Source organism: Streptococcus sp. W151, assembly GCF_053010205.1.
On sequence record NZ_JBRKNT010000005.1, the window covers coordinates 123,971 to 132,500 of the forward strand.

The 8,530-nt window shown below is 43.0% G+C and carries 8 protein-coding genes, 1 tRNA gene and 2 rRNA genes (1 of these 11 only partly in view); all 11 read left to right on the forward strand.

What is annotated here, in order from left to right:
* Nucleotides 1–15: 15 nt before the first annotated feature.
* Nucleotides 16–654, forward strand: coding sequence for an adenylate kinase (locus ACVC7Q_RS08385; protein ID WP_009732030.1), 639 nt, complete (start codon nucleotides 16–18; stop codon nucleotides 652–654).
* Between the two features lie 116 nt (nucleotides 655–770).
* A complete protein-coding gene (gene infA, locus ACVC7Q_RS08390) occupies nucleotides 771–989 on the forward strand; it encodes a translation initiation factor IF-1 (protein ID WP_001029883.1) in 219 nt (72 codons plus the stop codon).
* A 23-nt stretch (nucleotides 990–1,012) separates the two neighbouring features.
* Complete coding sequence (gene rpmJ, locus ACVC7Q_RS08395) at nucleotides 1,013–1,129, forward strand: 50S ribosomal protein L36 (protein WP_001808836.1); 117 nt, start codon at nucleotides 1,013–1,015, stop codon at nucleotides 1,127–1,129.
* A 17-nt stretch (nucleotides 1,130–1,146) separates the two neighbouring features.
* Nucleotides 1,147–1,512, forward strand: a complete 366-nt coding sequence (rpsM, locus tag ACVC7Q_RS08400; protein WP_003009631.1) for a 30S ribosomal protein S13 — start codon at nucleotides 1,147–1,149, stop codon at nucleotides 1,510–1,512.
* 23 nt (nucleotides 1,513–1,535) lie between these two features.
* Nucleotides 1,536–1,919, forward strand: a complete 384-nt coding sequence (gene rpsK / locus ACVC7Q_RS08405) for a 30S ribosomal protein S11 (protein WP_003002390.1) — start codon at nucleotides 1,536–1,538, stop codon at nucleotides 1,917–1,919.
* Nucleotides 1,920–1,964: 45 nt separating this feature from the next.
* Nucleotides 1,965–2,903 carry a DNA-directed RNA polymerase subunit alpha gene (locus tag ACVC7Q_RS08410; RefSeq protein ID WP_003009635.1) on the forward strand — a complete coding sequence of 313 codons (939 nt, stop codon included), beginning with the start codon at nucleotides 1,965–1,967 and terminating at the stop codon, nucleotides 2,901–2,903.
* 11 nt (nucleotides 2,904–2,914) lie between these two features.
* Entirely contained in the window at nucleotides 2,915–3,301 is a 387-nt protein-coding gene (gene rplQ, locus ACVC7Q_RS08415) for a 50S ribosomal protein L17 (protein ID WP_003002399.1), read from the forward strand.
* Between the two features lie 256 nt (nucleotides 3,302–3,557).
* Nucleotides 3,558–4,829 carry a glutamate-cysteine ligase family protein gene (locus ACVC7Q_RS08420; protein WP_447265527.1) on the forward strand — a complete coding sequence of 424 codons (1,272 nt, stop codon included), beginning with the start codon at nucleotides 3,558–3,560 and terminating at the stop codon, nucleotides 4,827–4,829.
* 258 nt (nucleotides 4,830–5,087) lie between these two features.
* A 16S ribosomal RNA gene (locus ACVC7Q_RS08425) occupies nucleotides 5,088–6,635 on the forward strand.
* 53 nt (nucleotides 6,636–6,688) lie between these two features.
* A tRNA-Ala gene (locus ACVC7Q_RS08430) sits at nucleotides 6,689–6,761 on the forward strand.
* A gap of 123 nt (nucleotides 6,762–6,884) precedes the next feature.
* A 23S ribosomal RNA gene (locus ACVC7Q_RS08435) occupies nucleotides 6,885–8,530 on the forward strand; it runs 1,256 nt beyond the window's last position.
* Together the 16S and 23S rRNA genes with 1 tRNA gene alongside form the textbook arrangement of a ribosomal RNA operon.

Sequence of the window (8,530 nt, forward strand, 5' to 3'; positions counted from 1 at the left end):
TAAGGAGGATTCATCATGAATCTTTTAATTATGGGATTGCCTGGAGCAGGTAAAGGAACTCAAGCGGCTAAAATCGTTGAAGAGTTTCACGTAGCGCATATCTCTACCGGCGATATGTTCCGCGCAGCAATGGCTAACCAAACTGAAATGGGTGTATTGGCAAAATCATTCATCGACAAAGGTGAATTGGTGCCAGATGATGTGACAAACGGGATTGTAAAAGAACGTTTGGCTCAAGACGACATTAAGGAAAAAGGATTCCTTTTGGATGGTTTTCCTCGCACGATCGAACAAGCTCATGCCTTGGATCAAATCTTGGTTGATCTTGGTTTGGAGCTTGAGGGAGTAATCAATATCGAAGTGGATCCATCTTGCCTTCTTGAACGCTTGAGTGGTCGTATTATTCACCGCGAAACAGGTGAAACTTACCATAAAGTATTCAACCCACCAGCTGACTACAAGGAAGAAGACTATTACCAACGTGAAGATGACAAACCAGAAACAGTGAAACGCCGCTTGGATGTGAATATTGCTCAAGGTGAGCCGATTCTTGCTCATTATCGTGGAAAAGGATTGGTACATGATATTGAAGGAAATCAAGACATCAACGACGTCTTCAAAGATATCCAAAAAGTCTTAGAGAATTTGAAATAAAAACGTTTTAGTCACTTGCAATATTTGACAACAAGTGTTACAATTAGTTAGTCTGACTTATAATTGTTACCTCTGTGCTCAGAGGAATGAATCGAAATTTATGGAGGTACTTTTGCGTGGCAAAAGACGATGTGATTGAAGTAGAAGGCAAAGTAGTCGATACAATGCCGAATGCTATGTTTACGGTTGAACTTGAAAATGGACATCAGATTTTAGCAACAGTTTCTGGTAAAATTCGTAAAAACTATATTCGTATTTTAGCGGGAGATCGTGTTACAGTGGAGATGAGTCCGTACGATTTGACACGTGGACGTATCACATACCGCTTTAAATAATCGAAAAACTTGGAGGGATAAAAATGAAAGTAAGACCATCGGTCAAACCAATTTGCGAATACTGTAAAGTAATTCGTCGTAATGGTCGTGTTATGGTAATTTGCCCAGCAAATCCAAAACACAAACAACGTCAAGGATAAGATAGAAAGGAGAAAACATGGCTCGTATTGCTGGAGTTGACATTCCAAATGACAAACGTGTAGTAATTTCATTGACTTATGTGTACGGTATCGGACTTCCAACATCTAAGAAAATCCTTGCTGCTGCAGGTGTTTCTGAAGATATTCGTGTTCGTGATCTTACACCAGATCAAGAAGATGCTATCCGTCGTGAAGTTGACGCAATCAAAGTTGAAGGTGACCTTCGTCGTGAAGTAAACTTGAACATCAAACGTTTGATGGAAATCGGTTCATACCGTGGTATCCGTCACCGTCGTGGACTTCCAGTTCGTGGACAAAACACTAAAAACAATGCTCGCACTCGTAAAGGTAAAGCTGTTGCGATTGCAGGTAAGAAAAAATAAAATAAAATAAGGAGGTAAAAATCTTGGCTAAACCAACACGTAAACGTCGTGTGAAAAAGAATATCGAATCTGGTATTGCTCATATTCACGCTACATTTAACAACACAATTGTTATGATTACTGATGTGCATGGTAACGCAATCGCTTGGTCATCTGCAGGTGCACTTGGATTTAAAGGTTCTCGTAAATCTACACCATTTGCTGCTCAAATGGCATCAGAAGCTGCAGCAAAAGCTGCTCAAGAACACGGACTTAAATCTGTTGAAGTAACTGTTAAAGGTCCTGGTTCAGGTCGTGAGTCTGCTATTCGTGCACTTGCTGCTGCTGGTCTTGAAGTAACTGCAATCCGCGATGTAACTCCTGTACCACACAATGGTGCTCGTCCTCCAAAACGTCGCCGTGTATAATCATCAACAATTACACAGCTTTTCGTTTAAGAGGGAGTATAGCAAATGATTGAGTTTGAAAAACCAAATATAACAAAAATTGATGAAAACAAAGATTATGGCGTGTTTGTCGTAGAACCACTTGAACGTGGTTATGGTACAACACTTGGAAACTCACTTCGTCGTGTACTTCTGGCTTCACTTCCAGGTGCAGCTGTCACTTCAATCAACATTGAAGGTGTACTCCACGAATTTGATACCGTTCCAGGAGTCCGTGAAGACGTTATGCAAATTATTCTTAACGTTAAAGGAATCGCCGTTAAATCTTACGTCCAAGACGAAAAGATTATTGAACTTGATGTAGAAGGACCTGCAGAAGTAACTGCCGGTGATATTCTTACGGATAGTGACATCGAAATTGTAAACCCTGATCATTATCTATTTACGATCGGAGAAGGAGCGTCTTTGAAAGCAACGCTTACTGTAAACAGTGGACGTGGCTATGTTCCAGCTGATCAAAACAAAAAAGATGATGCACCAGTGGGAACACTTGCTGTAGATTCAATCTATACGCCAGTGACAAAAGTCAATTACCAAGTTGAGCCAGCACGCGTTGGTAGCAATGACGGTTTTGACAAGCTAACCCTTGAAATTTTGACAAATGGGACAATCATTCCAGAAGATGCCTTAGGTTTGTCTGCCCGTATTTTGACAGAACACCTAAATCTATTTACAAACTTAACTGAAATTGCTATTGCAACAGATGTTATGAAAGAAGTAGATACAACTTCTGATGATCGTATTTTAGAACGCACTATCGAAGAATTAGATCTTTCAGTTCGTTCATATAACTGTTTGAAACGTGCTGGCATCAATACTGTTTACGATTTGACTGAAAAATCAGAAGCAGAAATGATGAAAGTTCGTAACTTAGGACGTAAGAGTCTTGAAGAAGTTAAAATCAAACTTGCCGACTTAGGCCTTGGGTTAAAAAACGATAAATAGAGGAGGAATACATGGCTTACCGTAAACTAGGACGCACTAGCTCACAACGTAAAGCAATGCTTCGCGATTTGACTACAGATCTTATCATCAATGAAGCGATTGTAACAACTGAAGCACGTGCGAAAGAAATCCGTAAATCAGTTGAAAAAATGATTACTTTGGGTAAACGTGGTGATTTGCATGCACGTCGTCAAGCTGCTGCATTCGTACGTAACGAAGTTGCATCACAAAACTTTGATGAAGAAACAGGTAAATACTCAGAAACAACTGCACTTCAAAAATTGTTCTCTGAATTAGCACCTCGTTATGCTGAGCGCAATGGTGGATATACTCGTATCCTTAAAACTGAACCACGTCGTGGTGATGCTGCGCCAATGGCTATCATCGAATTGGTATAATATCATCAATTTTGTTGAGTGTTATGATGATGGAATACACTGTTATTCTTAGTCTAGCTCTGGTCTACCGCTGGGGATTTTCCCCAGCGGGAACACTCATCATATTGAATGAATGGTAGACGCTTGTTTACGAAATTGCTTTAACTTAAAACAATTTCGTAAGCAGGCGTTTTGTCTTGCTTTTCATGAGTAGTCGAAAATAGCAAAAAAATGCTATAACGGAACCCATATCTCTAATAGAAGAAAAAAGGATTCAATGACAAAACAACAAGCAATTAAATTACTAAAAGAGAAGTACCTTAGTAATATGAAAGAGGATTCGGAACTCTTTGTCGGAGTTGAATTAGAGTTTCCGATTGTAGAAACAAATGGAAATAAAACCAACATAGAGGTGACGAAAAATCTTTTTCGAACCTTAGCGAACTTATTAGATTTTGAAGTCGAAAAAATGGATGACGATCAAAATCCAATTCAATTGGTTCACCGCTCTTCCAAAGATCGTATTCTATTCGAGCTAAGTTACAATACGATTGAATTTGCATTTGAAAAGGCTCATTCTATAGATGAGGTGGCAGAACGCTTTGAAGCCTATTTAAAGATCATTCAACCGATTTTGCAAGAAGACCACCACGAAATTCAAGGGCATGGGATCCATCCACAGTGGCAAGAAAATGATAATAGCCCAGTAAAAATTGAACGATACAAGATGTTAATGGCTTTCCTAGCAATGAATGGCACAGGGATGAAAACACACCCCTATCCTTCATACGGAGCTTTTATATGCGGGAACCAACTTCAATTGGATGTACGCCGTGATAACTATATACGAATCATTAATGCATTTAATAAAATTGAAGCAGCCAAAGCATACTTATTCTCAAACTCAGAATTTTCAGCAGAGGCTTGGGATACAAAGATTACGAGAGATATTTTTTGGGAAGAATCCTTACATGGTTATTATAAGGAGAATGTAGGTATTTATCCTAAGGACTATCAAAGCGAAGAAGAGTTTTTTAATAATCTTGCTAGTACAGCTATTTTTACTGCAACTAGAGAAGATAAATCCTATTATTTTAAACCCATTCGAGTAAAAGACTATCTAGATCAAAAAGAAATCACTGCCTATACGGCTAATGGTAATGAAAAAATCATTAGGCCTGTAAAAGAAGACCTAAAACAACATCGAAGTTACCAATTTCAGGATCTAACTGCCCGTGGGACAGTAGAATTTAGAAGTGTTTGTACTCAACCATTAGAAACAACATTTGCCCCGATAGCTTTTGAACTCGGCCTATTTGTACAGTTAGAAAACTTGGAAAACTATTTAGAACATTGTTCATTTCTCAAAAATGAAAAACAGGACTATAGAAAACTTAGAAAGAAATATTCAAAAAAAATTCTAAGCAAAAAGGAAGAAGAAACTATCCAATCCTTTTCAAAAGATCTAATAGACATGGCCAGAGCAGGTCTGATCAAAAGAGGCTACGGGGAAGAAACATTTCTAATTATAAACAAAGAACTGAATTGATAGAAAAGCCTGTATTACAGGCTTTTCTTAACACCTTCAAAAAAACTTTCAAAAAAATAAAATTTTTTGAAAAAAAGTGTTGACAGTAAGTCCAGGTCATGATATACTAATATAGTTGTCGCGAGAGAGCGACAAAGACCTTTGAAAACTGAACAAGACGAACCAATGTGCAGGGCACTATAACGGAAGTTATAGTAACTGAACAATAAAAAACAATAAATCTGTCAGTGACAGAATGAGTTTAAGACAAACAATTATTTTAATGAGAGTTTGATCCTGGCTCAGGATGAACGCTGGCGGCGTGCCTAATACATGCAAGTAGAACGCTGAAGCTTGGTGCTTGCACCGAGCGGATGAGTTGCGAACGGGTGAGTAACGCGTAGGTAACCTGCCTGGTAGCGGGGGATAACTATTGGAAACGATAGCTAATACCGCATAACAGTAGATGTTGCATGACATCTGCTTGAAAGGGGCAAATGCTTCACTACCAGATGGACCTGCGTTGTATTAGCTAGTTGGTGAGGTAACGGCTCACCAAGGCGACGATACATAGCCGACCTGAGAGGGTGATCGGCCACACTGGGACTGAGACACGGCCCAGACTCCTACGGGAGGCAGCAGTAGGGAATCTTCGGCAATGGACGGAAGTCTGACCGAGCAACGCCGCGTGAGTGAAGAAGGTTTTCGGATCGTAAAGCTCTGTTGTAAGAGAAGAACGAGTGTGAGAGTGGAAAGTTCACACTGTGACGGTAACTTACCAGAAAGGGACGGCTAACTACGTGCCAGCAGCCGCGGTAATACGTAGGTCCCGAGCGTTATCCGGATTTATTGGGCGTAAAGCGAGCGCAGGCGGTTAGATAAGTCTGAAGTTAAAGGCTGTGGCTTAACCATAGTACGCTTTGGAAACTGTTTAACTTGAGTGCAGAAGGGGAGAGTGGAATTCCATGTGTAGCGGTGAAATGCGTAGATATATGGAGGAACACCGGTGGCGAAAGCGGCTCTCTGGTCTGTAACTGACGCTGAGGCTCGAAAGCGTGGGGAGCAAACAGGATTAGATACCCTGGTAGTCCACGCCGTAAACGATGAGTGCTAGGTGTTGGGTCCTTTCCGGGACTCAGTGCCGCAGCTAACGCATTAAGCACTCCGCCTGGGGAGTACGACCGCAAGGTTGAAACTCAAAGGAATTGACGGGGGCCCGCACAAGCGGTGGAGCATGTGGTTTAATTCGAAGCAACGCGAAGAACCTTACCAGGTCTTGACATCCCTCTGACCGCTCTAGAGATAGAGCTTTCCTTCGGGACAGAGGTGACAGGTGGTGCATGGTTGTCGTCAGCTCGTGTCGTGAGATGTTGGGTTAAGTCCCGCAACGAGCGCAACCCCTATTGTTAGTTGCCATCATTCAGTTGGGCACTCTAGCGAGACTGCCGGTAATAAACCGGAGGAAGGTGGGGATGACGTCAAATCATCATGCCCCTTATGACCTGGGCTACACACGTGCTACAATGGCTGGTACAACGAGTCGCGAGTCGGTGACGGCAAGCTAATCTCTTAAAGCCAGTCTCAGTTCGGATTGTAGGCTGCAACTCGCCTACATGAAGTCGGAATCGCTAGTAATCGCGGATCAGCACGCCGCGGTGAATACGTTCCCGGGCCTTGTACACACCGCCCGTCACACCACGAGAGTTTGTAACACCCGAAGTCGGTGAGGTAACCATTTGGAGCCAGCCGCCTAAGGTGGGATAGATGATTGGGGTGAAGTCGTAACAAGGTAGCCGTATCGGAAGGTGCGGCTGGATCACCTCCTTTCTAAGGAAAAGGAAACCTGTACGTTGGTCTTGTTTAGTTTTGAGAGGTCTTGTGGGGCCTTAGCTCAGCTGGGAGAGCGCCTGCTTTGCACGCAGGAGGTCAGCGGTTCGATCCCGCTAGGCTCCATTAACACTTTAGTAGTGTTAAGTTTGAACATTGAAAATTGAATATCTATATCAAATAGTAACAAGAAAATAAACCGAAACGCTGTAAATATTTAAAGAGTTTAGGTCGCAAGACCAAAAATAAGGTTAAGTTAATAAGGGCGCACGGTGGATGCCTTGGCACTAGAAGCCGAAGAAGGACGTGACAAACGACGAAATGCTTTGGGGAGCTGTAAGTAAGCGACGATCCAGAGATGTCCGAATGGGGGAACCCACTAGCTAATGGCTAGTACTCCTATCTGTTAAGGATAGGTAGAGGAAGACGCAGTGAACTGAAACATCTAAGTAGCTGCAGGAAGAGAAAGCAAAAGCGATTGCCTGAGTAGCGGCGAGCGAAACGGCAGGAGGGCAAACCGAAGAGTTTACTCTTCGGGGTTGTAGGACTGCAATGTGGACTTAAAGAGTATAGAAGAATGACATGGGAAGGTCAGCCAAAGAGAGTAAGAGCCTCGTATTCGAAATAGTCTTTATACCTAGCAGTATCCTGAGTACGGCGGGACACGAGAAATCCCGTCGGAATCTGGGAGGACCATCTCCCAACCCTAAATACTCTCTAGTGACCGATAGTGAACCAGTACCGTGAGGGAAAGGTGAAAAGCACCCCGGGAGGGGAGTGAAATAGAACCTGAAACCGTGTGCCTACAACAAGTTCGAGCCCGTTAATGGGTGAGAGCGTGCCTTTTGTAGAATGAACCGGCGAGTTACGATATGATGCGAGGTTAAGTTGAAGAGACGGAGCCGCAGGGAAACCGAGTCTGAATAGGGCGCATTAGTATTATGTCGTAGACCCGAAACCATGTGACCTACCCATGAGCAGGTTGAAGGTGAGGTAAAACTCACTGGAGGACCGAACCAGGGCACGTTGAAAAGTGCTTGGATGACTTGTGGGTAGCGGAGAAATTCCAAACGAACTTGGAGATAGCTGGTTCTCTCCGAAATAGCTTTAGGGCTAGCGTCGACATTAGAGATTCTTGGAGGTAGAGCACTGTTTGGGTGAGGGGTCCATCCCGGATTACCAATCTCAGATAAACTCCGAATGCCAATGAATTATGGTCGGCAGTCAGACTGCGAGTGCTAAGATCCGTAGTCGAAAGGGAAACAGCCCAGACCACCAGCTAAGGTCCCAAAATAATTGTTAAGTGGAAAAGGATGTGGGGTTGCACAGACAACTAGGATGTTAGCTTAGAAGCAGCTATTCATTCAAAGAGTGCGTAATAGCTCACTAGTCGAGTGACCCTGCGCCGAAAATGTACCGGGGCTAAAACAATTTACCGAAGCTGTGGATACCTTTATAGGTATGGTAGGAGAGCGTTCTATGTGTGGAGAAGGTGTACCGTGAGGAGCGCTGGAACGCATAGAAGTGAGAATGCCGGTATGAGTAGCGAAAGACAGGTGAGAATCCTGTCCACCGTAAGACTAAGGTTTCCAGGGGAAGGCTCGTCCGCCCTGGGTTAGTCGGGACCTAAGGAGAGACCGAAAGGTGTATCCGATGGACAACAGGTTGATATTCCTGTACTAGAGTATGTAGTGAAGGAGGGACGCAGTAGGCTAACTAAAGCGTGCGACTGGAAGTGCACGTCTAAGCAGTGAGGTGTGAATTGAGTTAAATGCTTAGTTCTATAACATTGAGCTGTGATGGGGAGCGAAGTTTAGTAGCGAAGTTAGTGACGTCACACTGCCAAGAAAAGCTTCTAGCGTTTAAACATACTCTACCCGTACCGCAAACCGACA